This is a genomic window from Methylobacterium sp. 285MFTsu5.1 (assembly GCF_000383455.1).
Lineage (GTDB): Bacteria > Pseudomonadota > Alphaproteobacteria > Rhizobiales > Beijerinckiaceae > Methylobacterium.
Map to the genome: position 1 here is coordinate 33,439 of NZ_KB911290.1, position 26,156 is coordinate 59,594.

General features: G+C 73.4%; 29 protein-coding genes. 11 read left to right on the forward strand and 18 right to left on the reverse strand.

Annotated features, from left to right (window positions below; translation table 11 throughout):
• Positions 1-117: 117 nt before the first annotated feature.
• From cysC to H288_RS0124500, 7 genes are all read right to left on the reverse strand, one after another.
• Complete coding sequence (gene cysC, locus H288_RS0124470) at positions 118-777, reverse strand: adenylyl-sulfate kinase (RefSeq protein ID WP_020095217.1); 660 nt, start codon at positions 775-777, stop codon at positions 118-120.
• A gap of 79 nt (positions 778-856) precedes the next feature.
• Entirely contained in the window at positions 857-1,951 is a 1,095-nt protein-coding gene (locus H288_RS0124475; protein ID WP_081636534.1) for a hypothetical protein, read from the reverse strand.
• Positions 1,952-2,413: 462 nt separating this feature from the next.
• The gene (gene metW / locus H288_RS0124480; protein WP_051123778.1) at positions 2,414-3,133 is read right to left on the reverse strand and encodes a methionine biosynthesis protein MetW; all 720 of its coding nucleotides are present in this window, start codon (positions 3,131-3,133) and stop codon (positions 2,414-2,416) included.
• Between the two features lie 29 nt (positions 3,134-3,162).
• Positions 3,163-4,368, reverse strand: coding sequence for a homoserine O-acetyltransferase (locus H288_RS0124485; protein ID WP_020095220.1), 1,206 nt, complete (start codon positions 4,366-4,368; stop codon positions 3,163-3,165).
• Positions 4,369-4,530: 162 nt separating this feature from the next.
• Positions 4,531-4,710, reverse strand: a complete 180-nt coding sequence (locus tag H288_RS0124490) for a hypothetical protein (RefSeq protein WP_020095221.1) — start codon at positions 4,708-4,710, stop codon at positions 4,531-4,533.
• A 121-nt stretch (positions 4,711-4,831) separates the two neighbouring features.
• Complete coding sequence (locus H288_RS35740; RefSeq protein WP_020095222.1) at positions 4,832-4,999, reverse strand: hypothetical protein; 168 nt, start codon at positions 4,997-4,999, stop codon at positions 4,832-4,834.
• 171 nt (positions 5,000-5,170) lie between these two features.
• On the reverse strand, positions 5,171-5,464 hold the full coding sequence (locus H288_RS0124500) for a hypothetical protein (RefSeq protein WP_026605255.1): 294 nt from the start codon (positions 5,462-5,464) through the stop codon (positions 5,171-5,173).
• 191 nt (positions 5,465-5,655) lie between these two features.
• Between H288_RS0124500 and H288_RS0124505 the strand changes: the two genes are divergently transcribed.
• Positions 5,656-6,771 carry a histidinol-phosphate transaminase gene (locus tag H288_RS0124505; RefSeq protein ID WP_020095224.1) on the forward strand — a complete coding sequence of 372 codons (1,116 nt, stop codon included), beginning with the start codon at positions 5,656-5,658 and terminating at the stop codon, positions 6,769-6,771.
• Complete coding sequence (locus H288_RS0124510) at positions 6,764-7,723, forward strand: prephenate/arogenate dehydrogenase family protein (protein WP_042673722.1); 960 nt, start codon at positions 6,764-6,766, stop codon at positions 7,721-7,723. The genes H288_RS0124505 and H288_RS0124510 overlap by 8 nt, the downstream gene beginning before the upstream one ends.
• 147 nt (positions 7,724-7,870) lie before the next feature.
• Here the strand turns inward: H288_RS0124510 and msrA are convergent, their stop codons facing one another.
• The gene (gene msrA, locus H288_RS0124515; RefSeq protein WP_020095226.1) at positions 7,871-8,599 is read right to left on the reverse strand and encodes a peptide-methionine (S)-S-oxide reductase MsrA; all 729 of its coding nucleotides are present in this window, start codon (positions 8,597-8,599) and stop codon (positions 7,871-7,873) included.
• A 142-nt stretch (positions 8,600-8,741) separates the two neighbouring features.
• Here msrA and trpB point away from each other — a divergent pair, with 142 nt between their 5' ends.
• Complete coding sequence (trpB, locus tag H288_RS0124520) at positions 8,742-9,983, forward strand: tryptophan synthase subunit beta (RefSeq protein WP_020095227.1); 1,242 nt, start codon at positions 8,742-8,744, stop codon at positions 9,981-9,983.
• Between the two features lie 63 nt (positions 9,984-10,046).
• On the opposite strand, the gene H288_RS0124525 is transcribed toward trpB, so the two are convergent.
• From H288_RS0124525 to H288_RS34205, 3 genes are all read right to left on the reverse strand, one after another.
• Positions 10,047-10,442: a type II toxin-antitoxin system VapC family toxin gene (locus H288_RS0124525; RefSeq protein WP_020095228.1), complete on the reverse strand. Its 396-nt coding sequence runs from the start codon at positions 10,440-10,442 to the stop codon at positions 10,047-10,049.
• An 11-nt stretch (positions 10,443-10,453) separates the two neighbouring features.
• Positions 10,454-10,696: a type II toxin-antitoxin system VapB family antitoxin gene (locus H288_RS0124530; protein ID WP_020095229.1), complete on the reverse strand. Its 243-nt coding sequence runs from the start codon at positions 10,694-10,696 to the stop codon at positions 10,454-10,456.
• A 117-nt stretch (positions 10,697-10,813) separates the two neighbouring features.
• Positions 10,814-11,416, reverse strand: coding sequence for a helix-hairpin-helix domain-containing protein (locus tag H288_RS34205; protein ID WP_026605256.1), 603 nt, complete (start codon positions 11,414-11,416; stop codon positions 10,814-10,816).
• 101 nt (positions 11,417-11,517) lie between these two features.
• Between H288_RS34205 and H288_RS0124540 the strand changes: the two genes are divergently transcribed.
• On the forward strand, positions 11,518-13,410 hold the full coding sequence (locus H288_RS0124540) for an ABC transporter ATP-binding protein (RefSeq protein WP_020095231.1): 1,893 nt from the start codon (positions 11,518-11,520) through the stop codon (positions 13,408-13,410).
• A gap of 85 nt (positions 13,411-13,495) precedes the next feature.
• Complete coding sequence (locus H288_RS0124545; RefSeq protein WP_020095232.1) at positions 13,496-14,395, forward strand: cell envelope integrity EipB family protein; 900 nt, start codon at positions 13,496-13,498, stop codon at positions 14,393-14,395.
• Positions 14,396-14,404: 9 nt separating this feature from the next.
• Here H288_RS0124545 and H288_RS0124550 read toward each other — a convergent pair whose 3' ends face one another.
• Complete coding sequence (locus H288_RS0124550) at positions 14,405-14,707, reverse strand: DUF3572 domain-containing protein (RefSeq protein ID WP_307188484.1); 303 nt, start codon at positions 14,705-14,707, stop codon at positions 14,405-14,407.
• A 74-nt stretch (positions 14,708-14,781) separates the two neighbouring features.
• On the opposite strand from H288_RS0124550, the gene H288_RS0124555 reads away from it, so the two are divergent.
• The 5 genes from H288_RS0124555 (at position 14,782) to H288_RS0124575 (ending at position 19,854) form a co-directional block, all read left to right on the forward strand.
• Complete coding sequence (locus H288_RS0124555; RefSeq protein ID WP_007560977.1) at positions 14,782-15,153, forward strand: response regulator; 372 nt, start codon at positions 14,782-14,784, stop codon at positions 15,151-15,153.
• A 170-nt stretch (positions 15,154-15,323) separates the two neighbouring features.
• Positions 15,324-16,697 carry a PleD family two-component system response regulator gene (locus H288_RS0124560; RefSeq protein ID WP_020095234.1) on the forward strand — a complete coding sequence of 458 codons (1,374 nt, stop codon included), beginning with the start codon at positions 15,324-15,326 and terminating at the stop codon, positions 16,695-16,697.
• 130 nt (positions 16,698-16,827) lie between these two features.
• Positions 16,828-18,036, forward strand: coding sequence for a DUF2252 family protein (locus H288_RS0124565; RefSeq protein ID WP_020095235.1), 1,209 nt, complete (start codon positions 16,828-16,830; stop codon positions 18,034-18,036).
• Positions 18,037-18,163: 127 nt separating this feature from the next.
• Positions 18,164-19,126, forward strand: coding sequence for an acetyl-CoA carboxylase carboxyltransferase subunit alpha (locus H288_RS0124570; RefSeq protein WP_020095236.1), 963 nt, complete (start codon positions 18,164-18,166; stop codon positions 19,124-19,126).
• Entirely contained in the window at positions 19,123-19,854 is a 732-nt protein-coding gene (locus tag H288_RS0124575; protein WP_020095237.1) for a DUF1796 family putative cysteine peptidase, read from the forward strand. The genes H288_RS0124570 and H288_RS0124575 overlap by 4 nt, the downstream gene beginning before the upstream one ends.
• A gap of 57 nt (positions 19,855-19,911) precedes the next feature.
• Here the strand turns inward: H288_RS0124575 and H288_RS0124580 are convergent, their stop codons facing one another.
• Entirely contained in the window at positions 19,912-20,163 is a 252-nt protein-coding gene (locus H288_RS0124580) for a DUF1640 domain-containing protein (protein WP_020095238.1), read from the reverse strand.
• 441 nt (positions 20,164-20,604) lie between these two features.
• Here H288_RS0124580 and H288_RS0124585 point away from each other — a divergent pair, with 441 nt between their 5' ends.
• A complete protein-coding gene (locus H288_RS0124585; protein WP_020095239.1) occupies positions 20,605-22,122 on the forward strand; it encodes a murein L,D-transpeptidase family protein in 1,518 nt (505 codons plus the stop codon).
• Positions 22,123-22,126: 4 nt separating this feature from the next.
• Here the strand turns inward: H288_RS0124585 and H288_RS34210 are convergent, their stop codons facing one another.
• The 5 genes from H288_RS34210 to H288_RS0124610 all read right to left on the reverse strand — a co-directional run bounded on the left by H288_RS34210 (position 22,127) and on the right by H288_RS0124610 (position 26,155).
• A complete protein-coding gene (locus H288_RS34210; protein ID WP_012318839.1) occupies positions 22,127-22,300 on the reverse strand; it encodes a YqaE/Pmp3 family membrane protein in 174 nt (57 codons plus the stop codon).
• A 125-nt stretch (positions 22,301-22,425) separates the two neighbouring features.
• Entirely contained in the window at positions 22,426-23,985 is a 1,560-nt protein-coding gene (locus H288_RS0124595; protein ID WP_051123779.1) for a c-type cytochrome, read from the reverse strand.
• Between the two features lie 78 nt (positions 23,986-24,063).
• Positions 24,064-24,435, reverse strand: a complete 372-nt coding sequence (locus H288_RS0124600; protein WP_020095241.1) for a hypothetical protein — start codon at positions 24,433-24,435, stop codon at positions 24,064-24,066.
• Positions 24,435-24,932 carry a TspO/MBR family protein gene (locus H288_RS0124605; protein WP_020095242.1) on the reverse strand — a complete coding sequence of 166 codons (498 nt, stop codon included), beginning with the start codon at positions 24,930-24,932 and terminating at the stop codon, positions 24,435-24,437. Before H288_RS0124605 ends, H288_RS0124600 begins: the two co-directional genes overlap by 1 nt.
• Entirely contained in the window at positions 24,929-26,155 is a 1,227-nt protein-coding gene (locus H288_RS0124610) for a geranylgeranyl diphosphate reductase (RefSeq protein WP_020095243.1), read from the reverse strand. Before H288_RS0124610 ends, H288_RS0124605 begins: the two co-directional genes overlap by 4 nt.
• Between the last annotated feature and the right edge of the window lies 1 nt (position 26,156).

Genomic DNA, 26,156 nt, shown 5'->3' on the forward strand with positions numbered 1-26,156 from the left:
GGCGGGCTCCAGGGATCGCGCGGCCGGCTGGACCCCTCCTTCGAGCCCCGCTTCGCGGTCACCTCAGGATGAGGGGATGGCTGGGAGGACCCGGTGTGCGCGTCGGGAACCACACGCTCACCGCCCCCGCTCCGCACCCGCGCCCGCCCGGCTCAGCCGCATCAGCCGCGCGCTCAGGGCGCGGGCGCAGGCCGCGGTGCCGCGGCCCTCGGTGGCGATCGTCAGGTCCGGCCGCTCCGGCGCCTCGTAGGGCGCCGAGATGCCGGTGAAGCCCGGGATGCGGCCGGCGCGGGCCAGCCGGTAGAGGCCCTTCGGGTCCCGGGCCTCGCACAGGCCCAGCGGCGTGTCGACGAACACCTCCAGGAACGGGATGTCGCCGGCGATCCGGCGCGCCAGCGCCCGGTCGGCCCGGTAGGGCGAGATCAGCGAGACGATCACCACCGTCCCCGCCTCGGCCATCAGCCGCGCCACCTCGGCGGTGCGCCGGACGTTCTCGGCGCGGTCCTCCGGCGAGAAGGCGAGGTCGGCGTTGAGCCCGTGGCGCAGGTTGTCGCCGTCGAGGACGGCGCTGTGCCGGCCGCCCGCCACCAGGGTCCGGTCGGCCTCCGCCGCCAGCGTCGACTTCCCGGCCCCCGACAGGCCGGTCAGCCACGCGATCACCGGCACCTGGCCGAGGCGCGCCCAGCGCGCCTCCCGCGCCTGGAGGGGGTGCCAGGTCACGGGGCCCGGAGGGAGGCCGGCCGGAACCGTCTGCGGGATCTTCTGCACGACGCACATATCCACCGCCTGGTCACACGCCTGGGGCGGCGTCCGCGCGGGCGGCCGCCGGTTCTCGGACATCGACACGCGCGGGCCCCTACGGCACGCGCCAGACCGGGTAGCCGACGGCCTCGCCGAGGCGCTCCCGGCACTCCTCCAGGATGTGGGCCGTCCGCCGCCGCCACGCGGGCGGGGACCGGAAGGCGGCCCGCGCCGCCGCCGCCCGCACCAGCGCCTCGACCGCGGCCTCCGTCTCGGGCGCGACCGGCCCGGCGGCGAGCTCGTTCGGCGGGGCGGCGGGCGCGGCCGCGATCACCGCGTCCCAGCTCTGCCCCCAGCAGGCGGCGGCGAAGCGCGCGTTCCCGGCCGCGTAGCGCGCCGCGACGCGGGCCAGCCCCTCCGGGGCGGCGCCGCGGAACCGCTCCGCGTCGAGCCCCCGCGCCCAGGCCCAGTCGTCGAGGACGTGGCCGAGCAGCCGGCGATGCCCGGTCACCTGACGGTGCACGCCGAGCCGGTACAGGCGGCGCGACGCCTCGACCGCGACCGGCCCGGAACTCCGGTTGGTACGGTAGGCGAGGTCGGCCGGGCCGAGGAGCGGCGCGAGGCGCTCGCCCAGCCCGAGCCCGTCGACCAGCCGCGCCAGCAGCGGCGCGTCGGACCGCCGGTCGCGGTACGGCAGGGCGGTGACGCGCCCCGCGGCGGCGCGGCGCCAGGGCTCGAGCCGGTCCGCGTAGTCGTAGCGCCGGGACCCGCCCTCGGAACGCAGGAAGCCGCGGAACGTGCGGCCCTCGGCGACGACCTGCGCCCGCAGGGCGTAGGCCGAGGCCAGCTGCTCGGCCTGCGGCTTGACCACGAGCGCCGCCTCCAGGGCGAAGCCGCGGCGCGCGAACAGGTCGGACAGGATCTCGGGAACGCGCCAGAACGGGCGCTGGACGGAGAAGTCCTCGTAGGAGAGCAGGACCGTGTCGGCCGGCGTGGCGGCCAGGATCGCGTCGAGCCGCGCGAGGGCCTCGCGGCGCTCCGCGGCGCCGCGGCGCCGGTCCAGCGCCTGGCCGAGCCGGTAGTGGTTGACGTCGTCGCTGCCGGGGGCGCCCGGCGGGGCGAGGTTCGGGTAGCAGATCCCGGCCGCGGCGAGGCGGGGGCGCAGGCGGGCCAGCACCTCCTGGAACGCGGTGGAGCCGGTTCGGGGCATCCCGATGTGAACGATCGCGCGGCGCACGTGTCCTGTCGACCCTGCTGGAATTCGCGGTTGCGGCAAGTCTTCCGCGCAGCCGGGCACAGTCCACGACCCCTCGTGGACGCGCACGTCTCGGGATGAACGCCGGACGAATCCGTAATCACGGTCCGATCACGGGAACGCGACCAGAAATAGCCAAGCTCCGTTTCTGCTCTATTTCAGACGGATTGCGGAATCGCCGGGCCGGGGCGCCGCGGGTGCGCCCGGGAGAGACAGCGCCGCGCGGCGACCCTCGAGCGCCGGACAACAGCGGCGCGATGCTGGGGCCGCTTCCGATCGTGTTGCAACGGTTGGGAAGGACGACGACCCCGGTCGAGACATCCGCGCCACGCCCCCTCTCCCGCACGGGAGAGGGGACCCGCGCCTCGTCCGGCACGGGCTCGACGCGCCACCGCCTCGCCTTGCTCGGGAGCGGTTCTAGGGCCCGGCATCCTCGCGCCGGAGCAGGAACACGCCCTGCGCGCCGAACAGGTTCCAGACCCACCAGGGCATGGAGAACCGCATCGGCCGGCCGCGGGCGTCCAGCGCCGTGGCGTGCTCGATCCGCGCGCCGATCAGGCGGCACAGGCCGACGAAGTCGCGGATCGTGCAGTGGTGGATGTTGGGCGTCTCCCACCACGCGTCCGGCATGATCTCGGTGACCGGCATCCGCCCGCGGAAGGCCAGCTCGGAGCGCACCCGCCAGTGCCCGAAATTCGGGAACGAGATGATCACCTGCCGGCCGATGCGCAGCAGGTGCTCCAGCACCACCCGGGGATTGCGGGTCGCCTGGATGGTCTGGGACAGGACCACGACGTCGAAGGCCCCGTCCGGGTAGTTGGCGAGGTCGGTGTCGGCGTCGCCCTGGATCACCGACAGGCCCCGGGCGAGGCAGGCGTTCACGCCCTCGCGGGACAGCTCGATCCCGCGCCCGTCGATGGCGCGGCGGTCGCGCAGCAGCGCCAGCAGCGAGCCGTCGCCGCAGCCGATGTCGAGCACCCGGGCGCCGGCCGGGACGAGGCCGAGCACGACGAGGTGGTCGACGCGGGCGCCGCCGCCCTCGGCCGCGTGGGGCAGGGCGTCCGCGCCCTCCCAGGGGGCGCCGTGGCGGACCTTGCCCAAGGAGATCTTGCCCAGGGGCAGCTTGCCGAAGGTCATCTTGCCGGGCCCGCCGCTCGCCATCCGCGTCACAGCCCGCGCGCCCGGGCGGCGGCGTCGATGAAGCCGCGGGCCGCGGAGAACATCGCCGGCTCGTCGAGCAGGAAGGCGTCGTGGCCCTTGTCGCTCTCGACCTCCACGAAGGCCACCGGCGCCGCAGCGGCGTTGAGCGCGTGGACGATCGCCCGGGAGTCGCGGGTCGGGAACAGCCAGTCCGAGGTGAACGAGATCACGCAGAAGCGGGTCTTGGTGCCCCGGAAGGCGTTGGCGAGCACGCCGCCGTGGTCCTCGGCGAGGTCGAAATAGTCCATCGCCCGGGTCAGGTAGAGGTAAGCGTTGGCGTCGAACCGCTCGACGAAGCTCAGGCCCTGGTGGCGCAGGTAGCTCTCGATCTGGAAATCGGCGTTGAACGAGAAGGTCGGCGCCGTGCCGCCCTGGAAGCGCCGGCCGAACTTCCGGTGCAGCGCCGGCTCGGACAGGTAGGTGATGTGCGCGCCCATCCGGGCGACGCCGAGCCCCTTGGCGGGCCGGGTGCCCGCCTCGAGGTAGCGCCCGTCCGCCCAGGCGGGGTCGGCCATGATCGCCTGCCGGCCGACCTCGTGGAAGGCGATGTTCTGCGCCGAGTGGCGGGCGCCGGTGGCGATCGGCATCGCGGCGAAGACGCGCTCGGGATAGAGCGCCGCCCATTGCAGCACCTGCATCCCGCCCATCGAGCCGCCGATGCACAGGAACAGGTCCCGGATGCCGAGATGCTCCAGCAGCATTGCCTGGGCCCGGACCATGTCGCGGATCGTCACCAGCGGGAAGTTCAGCCCGTAGGGCCGCCCCGTCGCCGGGTCGATCGAGGCCGGGCCGGTGGAGCCCATGCACGAGCCGATGACGTTCGAGCAGACGACGAAGTAGCGGTCCGTGTCGATCGGCTTGCCGGGGCCGACCAGCGTCTCCCACCAGCCGGGCTTGCCGGTCACCGGGTGGGTGTGGGCGAAGTACTGGTCGCCGGTCAGCGCGTGGCAGATCAGGACCGCGTTCGAGCGCGCGGCGTTGAGCGTGCCGGCGGTCTGGTAGGCGATCTGGAAGGGCGCGAGCTCGACGCCCGCGTCGGTGAGCAGGGGCGTGTCGGCGGCGAAGCGCGCCACCGGGCTCCTCGGGTCGAGCGCCTGAGAGCGCTCGGACGCGCGCCGCGCCGGCTCGTCGATCGGGTCCGGCCTCAGGGCCGTGTCCGTTTGGGTGTCCATGGCGGGTCTTGACGACCGTGTATCGGTTCGGATCCGAACCGGGAGAGCACGGGATCGCCTGACGCGCCGCACTCGCCCGACGCGGCCAGCCCCGCCGAGGTAATGCGCGGGGGGCCGAGCGTCAACGCGGGCGGGCCGGACGGTCAGGCCCGGTCGGGTCGCTCACGCGATCGGGGCGGCCATCACGGCGAGCCCCAGGGCGGGCAGGCCGAGCGCGAGGGCGGCCCGGGCATCCAGACGGTCCGCGCGGACGCCCGCCCGCCAGTGCCGGCTCGCCGCGCTCTCGATCAGCATGCCGGCGAGCACGAGACCGCAGCCGATCAGGGCCTGCATCGAAACCATGGGAACCTCGCCCGGACAGCCGCGCGACCGGGGGCGCCGCGCGTCTCGGCGCGCCCCCGGTTGCCGCTGGGAAAGTCCGTCCGGTGTCTGACGGTTCCTCGCCGACGCCTCAGCCGGCGCCTCAGCGCATGGCGGCCGCGCAGGCCGCGAAGACCAGGGCGGCGCCGGCGGCCGTGATGCAGCCGTTGGCCCAGGGCGCCGCCTCGGCGCGCCGCAGGCGGCAATCCGCGGCGACCGAAACGAGGATCCCGATCAGGAAGAGGCTGCAGGGGATCAGGTCACCGGGCATCGTCGATCCATCCAGGGGTTGCGGGTCGGGGCACGCCCGACGCGCCCCTGTTCTCCCGGTTCAACAGGCCGAAACGTGGCGAGTGCCCCGCGGCATTTGCGCGTCGCCGATTTGCCGCGGCGCCCCGGATGGATCGCGCTGGTTGAAGTCCCGCCGATGAAGTCCCGCCGATCAGGTCCTGGCCGAGGCCGGCCGGGTGTCGAAATCCTCCGGGCCCAGATCGAGGAGGTCGTTGGGGGTCTCGGTGCGGTCGTAGGCCTGGCTCGCCGCGGCCTCGATCACCGGCTGATTGCGGGCGAACAGCTCCAGGGGGGCGAGGTCGGCGCCGCCGAACTGCTGGCGCAGCACGGGAACCGGGACCTCGACCGCGATCACCCGCTGGCCGTTCGTCATGGCGAAGCGGATCAGCGAGTCGTCGGCGGGGAGGATGTGGGCGCCGCCGTCCAGGTAGCGTTCGAGGGGCATGCGGGGATCCTTCGTGTTGGGCGCCTTTCGGCGGAGCGCCGGCATACAGGCACGACTCCGTGGGGCCGGACAAGTCGCCCCGGCAGGGTCGGGCCGCCACCTCCGGAGTCGGCCCCGGGTTCACCGGCCGAGGAAATGCTGTAGACGGGCGCGGAACCGACCGAACCCCGCGCATCCCGAGTCGCACCGCAATGTCCGCCCCCCGACCCGCCCGTCCGGAACCGCGTCCCGGCGTCCTGGCGATCGACACCTACGTGCCCGGCAAGAGCGGGCGGCCCGGGGGCGGCAAGGTCTACAAGCTGTCCTCCAACGAGACGCCCCTCGGCCCGAGCCCGGCGGCGCTGGCCGCCCTCCACGCGGCGACTTCCAAGCTCGAGACCTACCCGGACGGGCGCGCCACGGTGCTGCGCACCGCCATCGCCCGGCGCTACGGGCTCGACCCCGAGCGGATCGTCTGCGGCGCGGGCTCGGACGAGCTCCTGTCGCTGCTGGCCTACGCGTATGGCGGGCCGGGCACCGAGGGGATCTACTCGGAGCACGGATTCCTCGTCTACCGGATCGCCATCCTGGCCTCGGGCGGCGAGCCCGTGGTCGCGCCCGAGCGCGACCTCACCGTCGACGTCGACGCGATCCTGGCCCGGGTCACCGACCGGACCCGGATCGTCTACGTCACGAACCCCAACAACCCGACCGGCACCTACCTGCCCTTCGACGAGATCCGCCGCCTCCACGCCGGCCTGCCGCCGCACGTGCTGCTGGTGATCGACGGCGCCTACGCCGAGTACGTCCGCGCGAACGACTACTCGGCCGGGCTCGAGCTGGCCCTCGAGGCCGAGAACGTCGTGATGACCCGCACCTTCTCGAAGATCCACGGCCTCGCCTCCGTGCGGATCGGCTGGATGGTCGCGCCGGCGCACGTGGCGGACGCGGTCAACCGGATCCGGGGCCCGTTCAACGTCTCGGGCCCGGCGATCGCCGCGGGCTCGGCCGCCATCGCCGACGAGGCGCACATGGCTGCCGCCGCCGCCCACAATGCCGAGTGGCTGCCGAAGCTCACCGAGGGCGCCCGCGCGCTCGGCCTGGAGGTCACGCCGAGCGTCGCGAACTTCCTGCTGATCCACTTCCCCGACGCGCCGGGCCGCTCGGCGGAGGACGCGGACGCGTTCCTGACCGAGCGCGGCCTCATCACCCGGCGGGTCACCGCCTACGGCCTGCCCAACGCCCTGCGGGTGACGGTCGCCGGGGCCGAGGCGAACAAAGCCTTCCTGGCCGCGCTCGGCGACTTCGTGCGGGGCCGGCATGGCTGAGACGTCCGTGGCCGGGGCGCCCGGGACCGAGGCGCCCGCTATCGGCCGCCTCGCCATCGTCGGCCTCGGGCTGATCGGCTCCTCGATCGCCCGGGCGGCGCGCCGCTACGGCCTCGCCCGGACCATCGTGGCGGTGGACCGCGACGCGGCCGTGCGCGCCCGGGTGCGCGAGCTCGGCATCGCCGACGTCGTCACGGGCGACCCGGCGGAGGGCGCCGCCGGCACCGACCTCGTCATCCTGTGCGTGCCGGTGGGCGCGATCGGGGCGGCGGCGGCCGAGATGGCGCCGCATCTCAAGCCCGGCGCGATCGTGTCGGATGTCGGCTCGGTGAAGGGCGCCGTGGTGGCGGCGGTCCGGCCGCACCTGCCCGAGGGCGTCGCGCTGGTCCCCGGGCACCCGATCGCCGGGACCGAGTTCTCGGGGCCGGACGCGGGCTTCGCGACCCTGTTCCAGGGCCGCTGGTGCATCCTGACCCCGCCCGAGGGCACCGATCCGGCGGCGATCGAGACCGTCCGCGCCCTGTGGGCGGGGATGGGCGCCGACGTCGAGACGATGAGCGCCGAGCACCACGACCACGTGCTCGCCATCACCAGCCACCTGCCGCACCTGATCGCCTACAACATCGTCGGCACCGCGGCCGACCTCGAGGCGGCGACGCAGTCCGAGGTGATCAAGTTCTCGGCGAGCGGGTTCCGCGACTTCACCCGCATCGCGGCGTCGGACCCGACCATGTGGCGGGACATCTTCCTCAACAACCGCGAGGCGGTGCTGGAGATGCTCGGCCGGTTCAACGAGGACCTGTCGGCGCTCGCCAAGGCGGTGCGCTGGGGCGACGGCGACGCGCTCCACGCGATGTTCACCCGCACCCGGGCGATCCGGCGCAGCATCGTGGCGCAGGGCCAGGAGACCGCGGCCCCGGATTTCGGCCGGCCGCGTCCGCCGGAGGAATAGGGAAGGCAGCGGACCGACCCTCACACGGACTGGGTCCCTCAGCGCCGTCTTTGCGAGCGCAGCGAAGCAATCCAGGGTGGCTCTACGCTGTGGGGGATGTCGCGCTGCCCTGGGTCGCTTCGCTGCGCTCGCGATGACGGGGAGCGCTCAAGCCGGCGGGCGGTTGACCAGCACCGGCTGCGCGGCCGTCCGCTCCGGGAACAGCTGCTTCAGGGCCTCGAGCTTCGGCGCGTCGTTGGCGGCGATGTACGGGTGGCCGGGGTGCAGGGCCATGAAGTCCTGGTGGTAGCCTTCCGCCGGGTAGAACGCGGCGCCCGGCTCGATCCGGGTGGCGACCGGCCGCGCGTAGGCCTGGGCCGCGTCGAGCTGGGCGATGTAGGCCCCGGCCACCCGCGCCTGGTCGGCGTCCTGCGGGAACAGGGCCGAGCGGTACTGGCGCCCGGCATCGGGTCCCTGGCGATCCACCTGGGTCGGGTCGAGGGCCACCGAGAAGAAGATCCGCAGCAGCTCGTCGTAGCGGATGACCGACGGGTCGTAGGTGACCGACACGGCCTCGGCGTGGCCGGTCCCGCCGCCGCTCACGGTGCGGTAATCGGCCTCCGCGCGGGTGCCGCCGGCGTAGCCCGACACCGCGCCGCTCACCCCGCGCACGTGCTGGAACACCCCCTGCACGCCCCAGAAGCAGCCGCCGGCGAAGACGGCCACGCGCGGCCCCGGCGGCTCGGCGGAGCGGGTCACGGCCTCCGGCAGGCGCCGGGGCGCCTCCTCGGCGAAGGCCGGGAGCCGGGGGAGCAGGACGGCGCCCGCGAGCCCGAGCCCGAGCCCCGCCCCGAGGACCGGGCGGGAGAGGGTGCGGAACGTGTCGCGAAGGGCCATGGTCAACCTCCTGCCGGATGCTGACAGCCCGTTCGCGCCGGCGCCCGATCCGGTTACGCGCGCGGCTGGCCGCATTGCGGTGACGGCGACATGGGTCTAGGCACCCGGCAACAGATCGACACGCGCGCGCAGGATCCGTCCCGTGACCATCGCCCCCGAGCCCAACTCCTTCCGCACCGGCCCCGACGAGCGCGGCCGCTTCGGCATCTTCGGCGGCCGCTTCGTCGCCGAGACGCTGATGCCGCTGATCCTCGAGCTGGAGGCGGCCTACGACGCGGCCAAGCAGGACCCGACCTTCCAGGCCGAGATGGAGAGCTACGGCACCCACTATATCGGCCGGCCGAGCCCGCTCTACTACGCCGAGCGCCTCACCGAGCACCTGCGCGCCAAGGCGCCGGCGGGGCAGGGCGCCAAGGTCTATTTCAAGCGCGAGGAGCTGAACCATACCGGCTCCCACAAGGTGAACAACGTGCTGGGCCAGATCCTGCTGGCCCGCCGCATGGGCAAGCCGCGGATCATCGCCGAGACCGGCGCCGGCCAGCACGGCGTCGCCACCGCCACGCTCTGCGCGCGCTTCGGCCTCAAGTGCGTCGTCTACATGGGCGCGGTCGACGTCGCCCGGCAGGCGCCCAACGTCTTCCGCATGAAGATGCTCGGCGCCGAGGTGATCCCGGTGGAATCCGGCACCAAGACCCTCAAGGACGCCATGAACGAGGCGCTGCGCGACTGGGTCACCAACGTCGCCGACACGTTCTACTGCATCGGCACGGTGGCGGGCCCGCACCCGTACCCGGCCATGGTCCGCGACTTCCAGTCGGTGATCGGCCGCGAGACCCGCGAGCAGATGATCGCCCAGGAGGGCCGGATCCCGGATTCCCTCGTCGCCTGCATCGGCGGCGGCTCGAACGCCATGGGGCTGTTCCACCCGTTCCTGGACGACCGCGAGGTCGAGATCTTCGGCGTCGAGGCCGCGGGCCACGGCGTCCAGTCGGGCCTGCACGCGGCCTCGCTCACCGGCGGCAAGCCGGGCGTGCTGCACGGCAACCGCACCTACCTGCTGATGGACGGGGACGGCCAGATCGCCGACGCGCACTCGATCTCGGCGGGCCTCGACTATCCGGGCATCGGCCCCGAGCACGCGTGGCTGCACGAGATGGGCCGGGTCACGTACCTGTCGGCGACCGATTCCGAGACGCTGGAGGCGTTCAAGCTCTGCTCGATGCTGGAGGGGATCATCCCGGCCCTGGAGCCGGCCCACGCCCTGTCCAAGATCCTGGAGCTCGCGCCGCAGCGCCCGGCCGAGCACCTCATGGTGCTCAACATGTCGGGCCGCGGCGACAAGGACATCCCGCAGGTGGCCGAGATCTTCGGCACGAAGATCTGAGGGCGCGCGGCGGCAGTCCTCCGCCCGCCGCGCCCCGCCTGTCCCGCGCGCGGACCGTCGGCCTCAGGCGGTCTCGATGTCCGTGAGCGGGAAGTCGTTGCCCTTGTGGAGCAGCGGGATGCCGTGGGCGCGGGCACAGGCGTAGGCGAAGCAGTCGCCGAAGTTCAGGCCGGCCGGGTGCCGGCCCTTGCCGAAGCGGTCGTAGGCGTCCAGCGCGCCCGCTTCGGCCTCCGGCGGGACGGCCACGATCTCGATGCCGGCGAGGTCGAGATAGGCGTGCACCGCCTCGCGGGCGGCCGGGACCGGGAGATCGAGGTGGCGCGCCAAGGCCACGCCGGTTTCCCAGACCGCCAGGGGCGACGTCACGCGGCGCAGCGCCCGCTGAAGCCGGGCCGCCAGGGCGGCCGCATCCGTCTCGTCGGTGAGGATCGCCGTGAGGGCCGACGCATCCACGAACATCGGGTCCCGCCTCAGGTGCGCTCGTACAGACCGTCGATGAACGCCGCGTCGGCGGGCTTCCGGTCCGGACCGGCACGCTCGTGCAGGGCACGGACGAAGTCGGCCGTCCGCTCGACGAGATCGGGCCGGTTCGTCTGGCGGGCGATCTCGTTCTGAAGCGCGCGGCGCACCGCGTCGGTCTTGCTCGTGCCCAGCAACGCCATGAGCTGGGCCGCGAGGGCGTCGACCTGCGGATCCTTGACGTAGAGCGGCATGCGCGGACCCCTGGGATATCCCGCACAGCGCTAATTTATATCCTCGGACGCCGCAAGGCGGAGCGGGCCGGAGCGGGTCGCCGGGCCGCGGCCGCTCACCGCACGGTCACCGCACGGTCACCGCACAGTCACCTGATCCTTGATCTTCTCGTAGACCGACCGGCTGAGCACGCGCTTCGACAGCAGCTGCTCCACCGACGTGTAGGGCCGCTTGGCGACGATCGCCCGGCCGATGGCGCCGCCGCCGCGCAGGTGATTGAGATCCGCCACCGAGGCGGTGTTGAGATCGAGGATGGCCAGGGCCCGGGGACCGGCGCTGTCCTCCGCCCGGTCGACCTCGGCCTGACCGGCCGCCTCCTGCGCCGACGGATCGGGCTGCGCCTCCCGCGGGAGCGGCTCGGCGGGGAAGGCCGTCGCGTCGGAGGGCATCTGCGTCGGCGCCGGAGCGCCGCCGGGCGGGGCGGGGGCAGGCTCGACCGCCGCCGCGGGCGGGGCGGACGGAGCGGCCGGGGCGGGCGGCGCCGCAGGAGCCGCGGGAGGCGGCTCGACGCGCCGGACCGTGGCCGAGGGCTGGGGGGCCGCCGGTGTTTCCGGAGCGGACGCGGGCGGAATCGCCGGTCCGGGTGCGGGGCTCGGCAGCAGGGCCTGCACCACCGCCGCGAGGATGCCGGCAATGATGAGGAGAACCGAAACTCTGAGGATTGCAGGACCGCTGAGCACGCACCACTCGACGAGGATTAAAACTATATGCATCTACAGTTAATGATATCCTTGCACGTCGTCCAATCCACGCCCCAAACCCGGCGGGTCATCCCCAGGGTATGAGCGGGCCCGTACCGCGGCCGGGGGCGGGACTGCGTCGGCGGCTGGGTGAGCGACTCGGCAAGCGCCTGGGCGCGCGCGTCGGCGCCCTGCGCTACCTGCCGACCCTGTTCCGGGAGATCGCCGCCGCGAGCCCGCGCCTGCTGGCGGCGAGCCTGTCGCTGCGCCTCGTGGCGGCCTGCCTGCCGGTCCTGACCCTCTACCTCGCTAAGCTCATCCTTGACGGGATCGTGGCCGAGCACGCCCGGCCGGCGCCGGAGGCGGGGCTCGCTTCGTGGCTCGCCGATCCCGGCCGGGCGCGGCTCGCCGGCCTCGTCGCCGCCGAGTTCGGCCTCGCCCTGCTCTCGGACCTGACCGGCCGGCTCTCGAGCCTCGTCGAGACCCTGATCGGCGACCTCTACGCCAACGCGGCCTCCCTGCGGCTGATGGCGCACGCCGCCGAGCTCGACCTCGCCCAGTTCGAGGACAGCGCCCAGCAGGACCGGCTGGAGCGGGCCCGCCGGCAGGTCAGCGGCCGCACCGGCCTCATCGGCACGGTGTTCGGCCAGCTGCAGGGCCTCCTGACCCTCGCGACCCTGGCGGTCGGGGTCGCGGCCTTCACGCCCTGGCTCGTCGTGCTGATCGCCGCCGCCCTGGTCCCGGCGGTGCTCAACGAGTGGCACTTCACCAAGGCCGGCTACCGCCTCGCCTGGATCCGCAGCCCCGAGCGGCGGCGGATCGACTACCTGCGCTACCTCGGCGCCAGCGTCGAGACCGCCAAGGAGATCAAGCTCTTCGGCCTCGCGGGCTACGTCACCGGGCTCTACGCCGCGGTGGCGGGGCGGCTGCTCGCCGAGAACCGCGGCCTCGCGGTCGCCCGGGCCGGCTGGGGCTTCGCCTTCGCGAGCCTCGGGACGCTCGCCTACTACGCCGCCTACGCGGTGATCGTCTGGCGCACGGTGGCGGGCGCCTTCTCGGTGGGCGACCTCGCCTTCCTGGCCGGCGCGTTCCAGCGGCTGCGCGGCGGCCTGGAGGGGCTGCTCCTCGGGCTGACCCAGATCACCGGCCAGGCGCAGTATCTCGAGGATTTCTACGCCTTCTTCGCGATCCGGCCGCAGATCCGCTCGCCCGCCCGGCCCGTGCCGGTGCCGAGCCCGATCCGGGAGGGGCTGGTCTTCGAGGATGTCGGCTACCGCTACCCGGGCGCGCAGGGCTGGGCCCTGCGCCACCTCTCCTTCGCGGTCCGGGCCGGGGAGACGGTGGCGCTGGTCGGCGGCAACGGCGCCGGCAAGACCACGATCGTCAAGCTGATGACCCGGCTGTACGAGCCGCACGAGGGCCGCGTGCTCCTCGACGGCGTGCCGCTGCCCGCCTACGACCTCGACGACCTGCGGGCGCGGATCGGGGCGATCTTCCAGGACTTCGTCCGCTTCGACCTCACCGCCGGGGAGAACGTCGCGGTCGGCCGGATCGCGGCCGCCGACGACGCGGACCGCATCGCCGCCGCGGCGGCCCGCGGGCTCGCGGCCCCGGTGATCGAGCGCCTGCCCGCGGGCTACGCCCAGCCGCTGGGCAAGCGCTTCGCCGGCGGCCTCGACCTCTCCGGGGGCGAGTGGCAGAAGGTCGCGCTGTCCCGGGCCTACATGCGCGAGGCCGAGATCCTGATCCTGGACGAGCCGACCGCCGCCCTCGACGCCCGGGCCGAGCACGACGTCTTCGCCCGGTTCCGGGAATTGTCGGCCGGGCGGACGACGGTGCTGATCTCGCACCGCTTCTCCACCGTGCGCATGGCCGACCGCATCCTCGTCCTGGAGGGCGGCCGGGTCTTGGAGGAGGGCAGCCACGCCGCCCTCATGGCGCGGGGCGGCCGCTACGCCGAGCTGTTCGCCCTCCAGGCCGAGGGCTACCGGTAGGCCGGCCGGCGCGTCGCCGGGGCGGCCCAAGCATTGCCCGATTCCCTGAGCCTGCTATCTGCGGCGGACCGAACCGGGGTTGTCCATGCGCCTGCGCCTCTTCCCACTGCTGACGGCCGGTCTTCTCGTCTGCGCCGGGCCCACCCGCGCGGCCCCGCCCGCCGCGCCCGAACCGGAGGCCAAGCCGCCGGCGCCCGAGATCGTGCTCGCCAACCACCGCGCGGTCTACGACCTGTCGCTGGCCGAGGGCGGCGGCACCCGCTCGGTGGAGAGCGCCCGCGGGCGCATCGTCATCGATTTCCGGGGCGACGCCTGCCGCGGCTACACGATGCAGACCCGCCAGGTGACGGAGCTGTCCTCCGGCGAGACCGGCGCGCGCCTGTCCGACATGCGCAGCACCACCTTCGAGGGCGGGCAGGGGCGCGAGTTCCGGTTCAAGACGACGACGCTCACCAACAACAAGCCCGCCGCCCCCGTGGACGGGACCGCCTCCGAGCAGGGCGACGCCCTGACGGTGAAGCTGAAGGGCGGCCCCAAGCCGTTCACCGTGGAGGGGCCGGTCCTGTTCCCGAGCGAGCACATGCGCCGTCTGATCGAGGCAGCGCGGGCCGGCCAGTCGACCCTCGCGGTCAAGGTCTTCGACGGCTCGGACGACGGCCGGAAGGTCTACGACACCTTCGCGGTGATCGGCCACGCCGCGACCGGCCCGGCCCCGGCCTCCGGCTCGACCCGCGACAAGCCCCTGCGCGACGGGTCGCTGGCCACCATGCCGCGCTGGCCGGTCCGCCTCAGCTACTACACCGAGGGCGCCGGGGAGCGGACGCCGATCTACACCCTCGGCTTCGACCTCTACGAGAACGGCGTCAGCGGCGCGCTCAAGCTCGATTACGGCGACTTCGCCATCCTGGGCGACATGACCGCCCTCGACATCGACGCCAAGGCGGGGCGGGCCGACAGGGAGGCGGGCAAGGGCTGCACGCCCTGAGGCCCCGCCTCACGCCCATGCGTCGTCCGGCCGCGGCGAGAGCGCCTGCCAGGCCGCGGCGATCCGCTCCGGCTTGATCCCGAGGCCGTTCGCGCAGGCGACCAGCACGTTCTCGTCGCCCATCACGTGGTCGAGGACGCCGACCAAGAAGGCCGGCTCCCGGGCGCTCGCGCGGAGCGTGTCGGGGCTCAGGCCGCTCGCCGCCAGGAAGGGCAGGAGACGGTCGTCGTCCCCAGCGATCCACAACAGAACGTCCAGGGCGAGCCGTTCGGCCGACTCATGCCCTTGAAGAGGTTTGCCATTCATCAACATGTGAACGCTACAAAGGTGACGGAGGGGCTTCACGGCCCGCTAATCATGATCGGCGCGCACCGGGACAACGGATCATGAAGAAGACGGTGCTGATCGTCGAGGACAACGAGTTGAACATGAAGCTGTTCAACGATCTCCTGGAGGCGAACGGCTACGCGACGCTCAAGACCGCCCACGGCATCGAGGCGATCGAGCTGGCGCGCGCCCATCACCCCGACCTGATCCTCATGGACATCCAGCTCCCCGAGGTCTCCGGCCTCGAGGTGACGAAGTGGCTCAAGGAGGACGACGACCTCAAGAGCATCCCGGTGATCGCCATCACGGCTTTCGCCATGAAGGGCGACGAGGAGCGGATCCGCGAGGGCGGCTGCGAGGCCTACCTGTCGAAGCCGATCTCGGTCGCGAAGTTTTTGGCAACGGTTCGGGCCTATCTTGAACCGCGTTGACGCCGGCGAGGCGTGCCGTTGAACCGGACCCCCGGCCGCGCCGGGCCGGGTGACCGGTTCAACCGTCCGTCCCGTCGTGTCCGCCCCGGCCCCGGCGGCCGACCGGCGGCGCGCCCCCACGGCACACGGCGCCCGGTCCGGGCCGCTCACCCGCGCCCGCACGAGGAACCATGTCGGCCCGTGTCCTGATCGTCGACGATCTGTTCCCGAACGTCAGGCTTCTGGAGACGAAGCTCGGCCTGGAATATTTCGACACGCTCGCGGCCATGAACGGCCGGGACGCGATCGCGATCTGCGAGAAGGGCCTCTGCGACCTCGTCCTGCTCGACGTGATGATGCCCGGCATGGACGGGTTCGAGGTCTGCCGGCATCTCAAGAACAACCCGCTCACGGCCCACATCCCGGTGGTGATGGTCACGGCCCTCGACCAGCCCGCGGACCGCCTGCGCGGCCTCGACGCCGGGGCCGACGACTTCCTGACCAAGCCGGTGGACGACACCGCCCTGTTCACCCGGGTGCGCAGCCTCGTGCGGCTCAAGGCCGTGACGGACGAGCTGCGCCAGCGCGCGCTCGCCTCCCGGGAGTTCGGGATCGGCGATCCCCTGGCGCTCGCCACCGCCGAGACCGGCCTCGACGCCCGGATCCTGCTGATCGAGGACCGGCCCGGCTCGGCCGAGCGCCTCGCCGGGGCCCTGCGCCAGCACCACGTGGTCACGGTCGAGCCCGACCCGCAGGAGGCCCTGCGCCTCGCCGCCGAGGAGTCCTTCGACCTCGCCCTCGTGAGCCTCGACCTCACCGGCTTCGACGGCCTGCGCCTGTGCAGCCAGCTCCGGTCCCTCGACCGGACCCGGGCGATGCCGCTGATCATGCTCGCCGAGGAGTATGACCGCGCCCGGGTGGTCCGCGGGCTCGATTTCGGCGTGCACGACTTCCTGATGCGGCCGGTCGACCGCAACGAGCTGATGGCCCGGGTCCGCACCCAGGTGAAGCGCAAGCGCTTCACCGACGCGCTCCGGGGGGCGATGCAGGCCTCCCTGCAGATGGCCGTGACCGACGCGCTCACCGGCCTGCACAACCGGCGCTACCTCGACAGCCACCTCGGCACCCTGTTCGGCGACGAGGCCGCCCGCCGGGCGAGCCTCGCCGCGCTGATCCTCGACATCGACCACTTCAAGGGGATCAACGACAGCTTCGGCCACGAGGCCGGCGACGAGGTGCTGCGCGGCTTCGCCGAGCGGGTCCGCCATCACACGCGGCCGATCGACATCGTGGCGCGCTACGGCGGCGAGGAGGTGGTGGTGATCCTGCCGGAGGCGGGCCTCGTCGAGGCGCAGGGCATCGCCGAGCGCATCCGCGAGCGCGTCGAGGCGGTGCCGTTCACCGTGCAGGGGGCGACCCGGACCGTGTCGGTGACGGTCTCGATCGGCGTCGCCGTGCGCCGCGGCGAGGATCTCGGCCCCGCCGACATGCTCCGCCGGGCCGACCTCGCCCTCTACCGGGCCAAGGCGGCGGGCCGGAACCGGGTCGAGTCGCAGGCGGCCTGACCGGCGGCCTGACAGGCGTCCCCGCGTCAATACGCGCGCCCGCGCGCGCGGATGAAAAGGCCGGCCTCGCCGTGTTATCGGATTCGGCCGGCCCGTCGAGGCCGGCGGAGCGGCGCGCGGGACCGAACCCATGGACATGCAGGTACCGGCCCGATCCGGCCGCGACGCGAGCGTGCTGAACCACCGCCGCCTGTGCAAGATCGCGTCCTCGCCGCACGCCTACGTCCGCGGCAGCACGGCGCGGTTCTACGAGCTGCTCGCCGGGATGCCGGCCGGCACCCTGCCCGAGGGGCCGCCCGTCTGGATCTGCGGCGACGCGCATCTCGGCAATCTCGGCGCGCTCGCCGGCCCGGACGGCGGGATCGACATCCAGATCCGCGACCTCGACCAGACCGTGGTGGCGAACCCGGCCTTCGACCTCGTCCGGCTCGCGCTCTCCCTGGTCACCGCGGCGCTCAACGCGACCCTGCCGGGCATCGTCACCGCCCGGATGATGGACGCCATGGCGGACGGCTACGCCGACGGGATCGCCGATCCCGAGGGGGCCGAGCGGGGCGTCGACCCGTCCGAGATCGTCGTCACGACGAAGCGGCGGGCGCTCGGCCGGCGCTGGCGCCACCTCTCGCGCGAGCGCCTGAAGGGCAAGGCCGCCCGGCTCCCACGGGGCAGCCGGTTCTTCGACCTCGACGCCGACGAGCAAGACTCGCTGACGGCGCTGATCCGCGATCCGGAGATCCGCCGCCTCGTCCTGGCGCTCGGCAGCGCGGCCGACGACGCCGAGATCCGGCTGCTCGACGCCGCCTACTGGATCAAGGGCTGCAGCTCCCTCGGGCGCCTGCGCTACGCCGCCCTGGTGGAGGTGCTGGGCGGCGACCGTCCGAACCTCGCCCTCCTCGACGTCAAGGAGGCGGTGCCGCACCTCGCGCCGGCCGCCGCCGGGATCGCGGTGCCGTCGGACCACGCCGAACGCGTCGTCGCGGGCGCGCGGGCGCTGTCGCCCAACCTCGGCGACCGGATGGTCGCCGGCCACATCGGCGGCACGCCCGTCACGGTCCGCGAGCTGCTGCCGCAGGATCTCAAGATCGACGCCGAGCAGTTCTCCCGCGGCGAGGCGGTCCGCGTCTCCCGGCACCTCGCCGCCATCCTGGGCCGGGCCCACGGCCGCCAGATGGGCGCGGCCGACCGCCGGGCCTGGATCGACGCCGTGCGGGCGCCGGGCCCGGGCCCCGACGCCCCCGGCTGGCTCTGGTCGGTGGTCACCGACCTGATGGGCGCGCACCAGCGCGGCTACCTAGAGCATTGCCGCCGGATCGCCCGGGAGGCGCTGGACGCGGCCTGACGCGGCCCGGACCGACCCGGACCCGGGGCGCTTCCGCCACGCCGCCGGTTGACACCATCCCCGCCATCGCCAACACCTCCCGCCCGCCGCCTCTCGCGCGGCGGACCCCGGGAAGACCTGTGATACGATGGCGGTGACGCGCACCTACCTCGACTTCGAGAAGCCGGTGGCCGAGCTGGAGGCCAAGCTCGAGGAGCTGCGCGCCGTGAGCGCGCGCGACGGCGCGGTCTCCATCGCCGAGGAGGTCGGCCGGCTCGAGGCCAAGGCCGGCCAGGCGCTCGCCGAGATCTACGCGAATCTGACCCCCTGGCAGAAGACCCAGGTGGCCCGCCACCCGCAGCGGCCGCACTTCGTGGACTACCGCGACGGGCTCATCACCGAGTTCACGCCGCTGGCCGGCGACCGCAGCTTCGGCGAGGACGAGGCGATCCTGGGCGGATTCGGCCGGTTCCGCGGCCGGCCGGTCCTGGTGCTCGGCCAGGAGAAGGGCGCGACGACCGAGGCGCGGCTGCGCCACAATTTCGGGATGGCCCGGCCCGAGGGCTACCGCAAGGCGGTCCGGCTCATGGAGACCGCCGACCGGTTCGGTCTGCCGGTCCTCGCCTTCGTGGACACCGCCGGCGCCTATCCGGGCATCGAGGCGGAGGAGCGCGGCCAGGCCGAGGCCATCGCCCGCTCGACCGAGGCCTGCCTCGCGCTCGGCGTGCCCAACGTCGCCGTGGTGATCGGGGAGGGCGGCTCGGGCGGCGCGATCGCGCTCGCCACCGCCAACCGGGTGCTGATGCTGGAGCACGCGATCTACGGGGTGATCTCGCCGGAGGGCGCCGCCTCGATCCTGTGGCGCGACCAGGGCCGCGCGTCGGACGCCGCGACCGCCATGAAGATCACCGCCCAGGACCTGCTGCGGCTCGGCGTCATCGACGCGATCATCCCGGAGGCCACCGGCGGGGCGCACCGCGACCGCGAGGCGGCGATCCGGGCCGCGGGCGACGCCATCGCCGACGCCCTCGCGCAGTTCGACGGCCTCTCGCCCGTCGAGGTCCGCGACCGGCGCGCCGAGAAGTTCCTGGCGATCGGCCGGACCCTGTGAGCGAGCCCGGGGCGACGGGGGGCCTGTTCGGCGCGCTCGGCCGGCTGCTCGGCCGGCGCGACGCGCGGGAGCCGGGCCGGCACAACCACGCCTCCCTGGGCTGCAATTGCCAGATGGCGCACGTCCTCAAGACGCTCGACCTGCGCCAGTGGTCGGGGCCCCTCGACTGGATCTTCTCCATGCCCGGCATGGCCCGGGACTGCCTCGCCGACGACTTCGCGGCGCTCGTCGACCGGGGCCAGCTGGAGAGCATCCCGGAGGCCGAGCGGCGCGGCCCCGGCATCTGGCGGGGACGCCACCGCCTCTACCGGGAGCGGCACGGCCTCGAGTGCGTGTTCAACCACCACGACCCGGCGACGAGCGAGGCGGACTACGCCTTCCTCACCGAGGGCGTGCGCCGGCTGCGCCGGGCCCTCGACACGCCGGGCACCGACAACCGCCTCTGGATGATGACCCATCTGCACACGCCCCGCGACGTGGTCGAGGCGATCGACGACCTGCTCGGGCAGCGCGCCAGCCGCAACCACCTGACCTTCGTGCAGCTCGAGACCGGGCACCCGCGCATGGCGGTGGTCGAGGCGCTCGACCTCCGGCCCACCCTGCGCTGGCTCACCGTGCAGACGCCCTCGGAGCCGGTCGGCCTGCGGCTCGCCGACCCGGCCGACGACGCGGCGCTGGTGGCGATCATCCGCGCCGAGGCGGCGCGGCGGCCGGCTCTGTTCGCCTGAGCGGGCGCCCGGGGGCGACGTTGCGGGGCGGCGGACGGTCGGCTCCCGGGGCGGCCGTCAATGCGCGGCGCGCGACAGGGCAACGATCGCGCCGACGATGACGATCGTCTGGAAGCCGATCGAGCCGATCACCCATTTCATGATGTCGAACTTCGCTTCGGCCAGATCGGTCTTGGTGACGAGGTTCGTCAGATCGGAATCCCGACTCTCGCGGATCGCCGCGGTGATCGCCTCGGCCTGATCCTCTGACAGGCCGGTCGCCCGCAGGCGACGGACGAGGGCGTGCGTGTCGAGCGAGAGGGCCGTCATGGGCGACGTTCGCGTGTTCGAGCCGTCCGGGTCGATCGGCCGAATCCGGATGGCAGCCTCCGCGAACGTGGCGCCTTCATCCCGCCGAGGCAAGCAGCTCAAAGTTGGGCGCCCGGCGCGGTCGCACGCGTCCGCTCCGCCAGGGAGCCCACCGGTCCGCGCACCGGGCCGGCAGGCCGGACCGCGGGCGGGACCGCGCACGAGCACAGCATGGATCGCCGCGCGGCCCTGCGGCTCGAACGGCGCCGTCCCGCGACCCCGCCGCGGCGCGCTGTGGATAGCGCGCATGCGCGGGCTCTCCACACCCGAGAACAATCCAGTGTTGCAGCCGGGTCCTTGCGGTAAGGAAGGCGCAAGCTTAACGAGCCTATTGGGTTGGGGAGTGGCACCCGACGCGGCCAGCAAGGCCCGCGGGCGCGCGTAAGACGATCGAGGTTCCCCATGACGGCGCGTCTCGCGACCGCGCGACTGCTGGCGGCGGCGTCCCTGCTGGCCCTGTCGCTCGCCGCCTGCCAGGACGGTTCCGGGATCAACGGCCCGAGCGCGCGCAGCCTCGCGCCGATCGCCCCCCAGACCGTCGCGTTGATGCAGTCCAAGGGGATGCAGCCCTCCGACCCGATCCTGATCCGCACCTTCAAGAAGGAGGCGGAGATGGAGATCTGGAAGCGGGGGAGCGACGGCCGCTACGCCCTCCTGAAGACCTACCCGATCTGCCGCTGGTCCGGCCAGCTCGGGCCGAAGACCCGCGAGGGCGACCGGCAGGCGCCCGAGGGCTTCTACACGATCACCCCGGGCCTGATGAACCCGAACTCGTCGTACTATCTCTCGTTCGACACGGGCTTCCCGAACGCCGTCGACCGGGCCAACGGCCGCACCGGCAAGTACCTGATGGTGCACGGCACCTGCTCGTCGGCGGGCTGCTTCGCCATGACCGACGCCACCATCGCGGAGATCTACGCCGTCGCCCGCGACGCGTTCATCGGCGGCCAGCGCAGCTTCCAGTTCCAGTCCTACCCGTTCCGGATGACGGCCGAGAACATGGCCAAGTTCCGCAACGATCCGAACATCGCCTTCTGGCAGAACCTCAAGGAGGGCTCCGACTATTTCGAGGCCCTGCACGAGGAGCCGAAGGTCGGCCAGTGCGGGACCAAGTACGTGTTCGGCGGGGCCGACGCGGCCGCCGGCTCGTGCAAGCCGCGGGTCGACCCGCTGGTGGCCGAGAAGAGCGCGCGCGACACGCACGCGGTCGCCGACCTCGTCGCCAAGGGCACGCCGGCGGTGCGGGTCGTCTACCAGGACGGCGGCCAGAACCCGGTCTTCCGCCCGCAGAACGCCAGCGCCTTCGCGAGCCTCGGCGGCACCGAGACGGTCCTGCCCTACGACGCCAAGGAGTACGGCCGGCACAATCTCGGCGACGTGAGCCGACCCGAGACCCTGGCGGCCGGCCCGCAGGAGATCGAGCTCGCGCCGAAGGGCCAGCCCACGATGCTGGCCGGCGCCGAGCCGGCGGCCGCGACCCGCGCCGCGAAGGCCGGCGGCAAGGGGCACGGGCGGGAGCCAGCGGCGCCCACGACGCCCACGACGCTCATGGCGAACCGCGCCGATCCCGACGCGCAGGTCGAGACCACGGCGGCCCTGCCCGACAAGCCCGCTCGCATCGCGGTGGCGGACGCGGACGGCGATGCGAGCAGCTACCAGAAGCTGTTCGGCCAGCTCTTCGCCAAGGACAAGCCGGCCCCGGCGGCGCCCGCGGCCCCGGCGGTCGCCGCCGCGGTCGTGCCCGCGGCGGCGCCGGAGCCGGCGAAGGTCGCCCACGCCGCCGAGACGGTCGCGCCGAAGGCCGCCAGGGCCCACGCGGTGAAGACCGCGAAGGTCGAGGGCAAGGGTGAGTCGAAGGCCGACGCGAAGGCGGAGAAGCCCGCCCTCCGGAAGGGCGAGCCCGAGGGCCGGAAGCCCTGACGGTTCAGACCAGCGGCCGGTCGCGGTTCATCAGCCACAGGGCGTGGACCGTGCCGGGCAGCCAGCCCAGGATCCACAGCAGGATGTTCAGCAGGAACTGAAGGCCGAAGCCCGTGGTGACGAGCACGGCGATCGGCGGGAAGAAGATCGCGAGCAGGATGCGGACGAGGCTGGACACGGGGACTCCGGGCGTGAGGTCGGCACGTCCCGGCTCCAACGAAACACGGTTTTATCCGTTCCGCCCGATCTGACCCCGAACCGGCCCCGAAGACCCCGGCAGGCCGGGGCCGCGGGGGCGGCGCCTCAGTTCTTCGCCGGCGGCGTGGTGGCCGAGGGGACGTTGGCGGCCTGCTTCTCCGGGTGCTTCACCTGGCTGTAGGCGACGTTCGCGAAGGTGCCGATCACCGCGGGCCAGCTCGGGTTGCCGTATTGCGGGTCGTCGCGGCCGACCTTGCAGAAGGCCGTGGTCAGGCCGTTGACGATGTCGTCGTCGGTGACCCCGGTCGGCTCCGCCTTCACCTGCTGCACCAGCCGGGCGAGGGTCGGGACGAAGTCCTGCTGCTTCAGGCCCTTCAGGCTCGCCTGCAGGCCGATCTTGTCGAAGGCGGCCTTGAGCTTGTCCTGCTCGATCTCCGCGCAGGGCGCCGTGCCGGCCAGCATGGTCTTGGTGGCGGCGCGCGCCTCCGAGGCCTTCTCGCCGGTCACGACCGGCGCCTTGTTGCCCCAGGAATTGCGGATGTAGTCGGTGACGTTCTTCACCTCGACGTCGGTCATCTGCTGGCCGATCGCCACCATCGGGGCGAGCCCACTCTGGGCGCCGAGCCCGCCGTAGATCACCCGCAGCACCGTCTCGGGGCCCTCGGACTGGACCGAGGTGTTGCCGGCGAGCGCCGGGACCGCGCCCTCGATGCCCTTGCCGTCGGGCTGGTGGCAGGAGGAGCAGTAGGTCAGGTAGGTGGAGGCGCCGGGCGCGTCGGGCGTGTCGAAGGCCGTGAGGTCCTTCGGCTTGTAGGTCTGCTTGGCCGGCACGGTGCGCAGGTACGCCACCATGGCCTTCAGGTCCTCCTCCTTCACCTTGGAGAGGGATTCCATGATGGTCTGGCGCATCGGCCCGGCGGCGACGCCCGGCCGGTCGCCCGGGGCGGTGCCGGTCTTGAGGTAGGTCACCACCTGCTCGTCGGTCCAGGCGCCGATGCCCTGGTGGCCGTCCGGGGTGATGTTGGGGGCGTACCAGCCGTCGATCACGCCGCCGCCGAACCGGCCCGCGAAGCTCGAGTTGCCGACGAGCTTGTTCTCGTTGTGGCACATGGCGCAGTGGCCGAGCCCCTCCACGAGGTAGCCGCCGCGGTTCACCTCGGCGCTGGCCTTCGGGTCGGGCTTGAAGCGCTCCTCGGTGAAGAAGGCCGTCCGCCACGTCACCAGCGCCGTGCGGACGCTGAACGGGAACGGGATCTGGCTCTCCTTCCGCTTCTCGTTCACGGCCGGGACCGACTGGAGGTAGGCCCAGATCGCCTTGGTGTCCTCGTCGGTGACCTTGGTGAACCACGCGAACGGGAAGGCCGGGTACAGGTAGCCGACGTTCTTGCTGTAGCCGTGCCGGAACGCCTGGTCGAAGTCGGCGTAGCTCCAGTTGCCGAGGCCCGTCTCCTTGTCGGGGGTGAGGTTGGGGGTCATGATCACGCCGAAGGGCATGTTCAGCGCGTAGTTGCCGGCGAGGTACTTGCCGCCCGGCGCCGTGTGGCAGGCCGCGCAGTCGCCCATCGTCACGAGGTACTTGCCGCGCTCGATCTGGTCGGCCGACCCGTCCTGCGCCAGCGCCGGCGCGGCCAGGAGCAGGCCCGCGAGGAAGGGGGCGGCCCGCATCGGGGCCAGCCGCGCCGGGGCCGCGCGGCCGGAGGAGAGGGCTCTCGTGCGCTGCATGCCGCGTCTCCCATCCCGATTTTAGAGCTGTTTGAAACTTGTGACGCGCGTGAACGCGGCCGTCGCGGGCGTTGTTCCGGCCGGCGCCGCGCTGCGGCGTTGTGCCGTGGCCGCCCGGACCCGCAGGCCGAGGTCGGCGAGATGGGCGACGAGCCCGGCGAGCATCCACCCGGCGACCGCGACCCAGCCGGCCCCCACGAGCGCCGCCCGCAGGGCCAGCATCAGCGCGGCGCCGGAGGCGAGGTTGGCCAGCAGGGACGGCAGCGGCGGGCCGCCCCGGCGGGCGAGCCACGCGAGGGCGAGCGCCTCCAGGGCGACGAGCAGCAGGATCCCGTCGACGATCCGGCCCGACGCGAAGGCGGGGCCGAGGACCGGGTCGAGGAGCGCCCCCATCAGGCGGGCTCCGCGAACGGCCCGTTGAGGCGGACGATCCGCAGGTTCAGGCAGGCGGCGACGCTGACCCAGGCGAGGTAGGGCAGGTTCATGAGCCCCGCCGCGCCCGAGACCCGGCCGGTCACCAGCACCAGCACGGCGATGGACAGCCACAGGACCGCGACCTCGGCCAGCGCCCAGTCGGGCCGGCGGAACCGGAAGAACAGCACGCTCCAGGCGATGTTGAGCACCCCGTTCACCGCGTAGGCGGCCAGCAGGACGCCCCGGGCGACGGGGTCGGCGTCGCCGTTCCAGGCCAGCACGCCGGCCGTGGTGGTGAGCGCGAAGATCACCGCCCAGACCGGGCCGAAGGCCCAGTCCGGCGGCTTCCAGGCCGGGACCCGCAGGCGCCGGTACCACGTGTCCGTCGTGGTCGCGAGGCCGCCGGCCACGGCCACCAGCACGGCCGCGACCGCCGCCACCGCGGGCGGCCCCAGATCGGCGGCGGCGAGGCTCACGGCGAGACCCAGCGGAACAGGTGCGCGAGGTCCTTGAAGAAGATCCGCGCGTGGGCGGCGGGCTTCGCGCGGACCAGCTCCTTGTTCATGTAGCTGTCCCAGGTAAGCTGCTGGACGTCCTTGTCCCGGCAGATCGAGACGAAGCGCTCGCGCAGGCCGTCGCTGCGGTACCAGACCCACTGCATCATCCCGAGGATCCAGAACACGCGCCCGTGCAGCTTCATGAACTGCTTCCGCGCGCCCGCGAGGGCGCGCGCGTCCCCGGTCCGCAGGAAGGCGGCGGCGGCCTCGGCCGACAGCCGGCCGCCGAGCATCGCGTAGTAGATCCCCTCGCCGGAGGCCGGCGCGACGACGCCCGCGGCGTCGCCCGCGAGCAGCACGTCCCGGCCGTTGTCCCAGCGCTTCAGGGGCTTCAGCGGCAGCGGCGCCCCCTCGCGGCGGACGGTCTCGGCGTGGTCGAGGCCGGTGGCGGCGCGCAGGGCCCGGATCGAGGAGCGCAGCGAGAACCCCTTCCGCGCGCTGCCGGTGCCGATGCTCAGCGTGTCCCCGTGGGGGAAGATCCAGCTGTAGAAGTCCGGCGAGTGGCGACCCTGGTAGTAGACGTCGCAGCGGGTGGCGTCGACCGACCCGGCCCCGGGGGCGCCGGCCTCCGGGACCCGCAGGATCTCGTGATAGGCGAAGACCTGCCGCATCCTGGCGTGGCCCGGCACCTCCGCGCGGCCGACCGGCGAGCAGGCGCCGTCGGCGCCGAGGACGAGGCGGGCCCGGACGGCGTGGCGGGCGAGGCCGGCCCCCGCGCCGGTGGTGAAGTGGACCAGCGGCGGCCCGTCGTCGGGCCGGGTGATCCGGTCGTAGGCCGCCGCGCGCAGGTCGGCGCCGGCCGCCGCGGCCCGCTCGCGCAGCCACGGGTCGAAGTGCTCGCGGTCGACCATGCCGACGAAGCCCTCGCCCACCGGCATGTCGACGGCCTTGCCGCTCGGCGCCACCATCCGGGCGGACCGGATCTTCGCCACCAGGAGCGCGTCCGGGATCGCGAAGTCCCGGATCAGCCGGGGCGGGATCGCGCCGCCGCAGGGCTTGATCCGGCCGGGCTTGTCGAGGAGCAGCACCGCGTGGCCGGCCCGGGCGAGGTCGGTCGCCGCCGTGGCGCCCGCCGGCCCGCCGCCGACCACGACGACGTCGTAGCTGTCGCGGCCGGGGCCGCCATCATCCAACCGGGCCATG